The 2,285-nt window shown below is 66.4% G+C and carries 2 protein-coding genes; one reads left to right on the top strand and one right to left on the bottom strand.

What is annotated here, in order from left to right:
- Window positions 1-475: 475 nt before the first annotated feature.
- Complete coding sequence (locus ACIBAF_RS49215; RefSeq protein ID WP_399473396.1) at window positions 476-1,225, top strand: alpha/beta fold hydrolase; 750 nt, start codon at window positions 476-478, stop codon at window positions 1,223-1,225.
- A gap of 252 nt (window positions 1,226-1,477) precedes the next feature.
- On the opposite strand, the gene ACIBAF_RS49220 is transcribed toward ACIBAF_RS49215, so the two are convergent.
- Window positions 1,478-2,092 (bottom strand): hypothetical protein, encoded by a 615-nt coding sequence (locus ACIBAF_RS49220; RefSeq protein ID WP_399473398.1) that lies wholly within the window; start codon window positions 2,090-2,092, stop codon window positions 1,478-1,480.
- Between the last annotated feature and the right edge of the window lie 193 nt (window positions 2,093-2,285).

Below are 2,285 nucleotides of genomic sequence, written 5' to 3' on the forward strand. Positions count from 1 at the left end.
GCGAGTACTTTCTGGGGGCGGCCATGGTCGATGTTCCTCTCATGAGAACCATCTGACCCTCTGTCAACACACTCCGCATCTCGGGGGAACCTCAATCGTCCGGTTCGACAGGGGGCAGTGTGGCCCATGTCCCGAGCGGCCCTTGTGCAGCGGCGGTGCGGCCTGGACGGTGGGCCTCAGGCTGCAACGTCCCCGTCCGGTGTCGAGGGCACGGTGAGCGACCTCGTCAGCGGCCACCGAGCCCGCCGCTACACGCACGGTTCAACACGCGGTGTGGACCGCCAACGCCCGACCTTCGACCTGTCGCGACCAGACGCCGGGCGTCTTGGGCGGTTGCGGCCAGTTCAGGACTGCGTTCGCACAGCTCACGGGGAGCGATATCGACAATGCGGCGGGCCTTGGCCTCGCGCTACGACAGGTAAGTTGCATAAAAAAACTTAGCTTCTTGGATTGATGTCAAGTTAAGGTCAATGACATGACTATCGTCTTCGTGCACGGCAATCCGGAAACCGACGCGGTCTGGGACCCGCTGCGAGCTGAGCTGGGACGCAGCGACGTCGTGGCACTGTCCCCGCCAGGGTTCGGGGCACCGGTGCCGACCGGTTTCGGCGCCACGATGACCGAGTACCGAGACTGGCTGATCAGCCGACTCGTCGAGATCGGCGAACCGGTCGACCTGGTAGGCCACGACTGGGGTGGCGGGCACGTCCTCAACGTCGCCATGGCCCGACCCGATCTGCTACGCAGTTGGGCAAGCGACACCATCGGCACTTTCCACCCCGACTATGTATGGCACGGCCTCGCCCAGGTATGGCAGACACCCGGCGCCGGCGAGGAGTTCGTGGAGACCTTGACCGGGGACACCGTCGAGGACCGCACTGAGCAACTGCGCCGGATGGGTATCCCGGACGGCACAGCGGTCAAGCTCGCCGAGGGCCAGACCTCAGAGCTGGGCTGGTGCATCCTCGCGCTGTACCGCTCGGCAGCACAACCGGCGCTCGCCCAGGCAGGTGAGTCGTTGTCCACTGCCGCCGCTCGGCCAGGTCTGGCGATCAGCCCAACCGAGGACCCCTTCCTCGGCTCGTTGCAAAGCCGCCGAGAGGCAGCCGAGAAGGCTGGCGCGCGGGTCGTCGAACTCGAGGGGCTAGCGCACTGGTGGATGCTGCAGGACCCGGTGCGGAGCGCGGCGATACTCACCGAGTTCTGGTCGTCGCTCCCCACATGATCGGCGCGCAGCACTCCGCTTCCGTTCAGTAACGAGCACGACGACTCTGAATGCTCAGTGGCGCACAGGGACGGGCTGGCCTTAAGGGCTACGCGGCTGCTCCAGGGCTTCCTCCCAATCGGGGAAATCGTGGGACGCGGTCAGTGCTGCCCGCCCACGGCCGTATCGGTACCGTCTCCCGCGCACAACAGCCGGTCTCCACCACCCATCAGCAGGTGACGAAGACCGGCCGCCGGCTCAGGAGCCCGGTGCTCAGTTGTCGGTGAAGTCGGGTGCGGGCGGGGTGGTGATCACGACCTCGTCGGGGTAGGAGGACACCAGCGAATCGGTGACCGAGGCCGGCGCGTCGGTTTCCACCACGACCCGGTCGCTCGGGCCGTCGTACCGAACATCCGCGCTGTAGTTGGCGGTGTCGCTGCTGGCGGCCGAGATCTGGCTGACGGCCGCGGTCCGGATGTTCTGGATTTGGGCCAAGGTGAACTGTGGGCTCTCGGCGGTGGTAGGCGCGGGCCAGTCGGTCGGGACCTGTCCGGTCATGGAGGTCCAACCGGTCGGCTTGGCCAGGTTGTTGATGTCGCCGGTGTAGTCGGAGGGGAAGATGATGACCGGTCCGACGGTGGGGTCGTCGAAAGCGGTGAGCGCGCAGTTGTAGTCGGCGAGCGCCTGGATCTGCTGCCACTGCAGTGCTGTCAGGCCGTCGGCGGAATCGTTCGCCGGCGCCGCGGGCGTGGCCACCGCGTTGGCCACGGCTGTCTCGTGCGACGCGCAGTGGCCGGCCGGCGCGGCATCGCTCTGGATCACGAGTTTGCCGGCGTACTGCGTGGCCAGCGGGTCGGTGACCGAGGACGGGGCGTTGGTCTGTGCCACGACGTGGTCGTTCGGAGCGTCATAGAAGACGTTGAGCCGATAGGTGCTGTCACCGTCCGGTTGCACCTGGGCGGTGACCGCGTCCTCCAGGTCGGCGATGAGGGGCCTCGCGTTTCACGGACAGGCTTCTGACCGTTTATTTCACGCGGAGATTCGCAATTTCTCGTACTCGGCGTGGACTTCGCGCGGAGGG

Origin of the sequence: Streptomyces sp. NPDC051677, from assembly GCF_044453465.1 — a bacterium.
Lineage (GTDB): Bacteria > Actinomycetota > Actinomycetes > Streptomycetales > Streptomycetaceae > Streptomyces.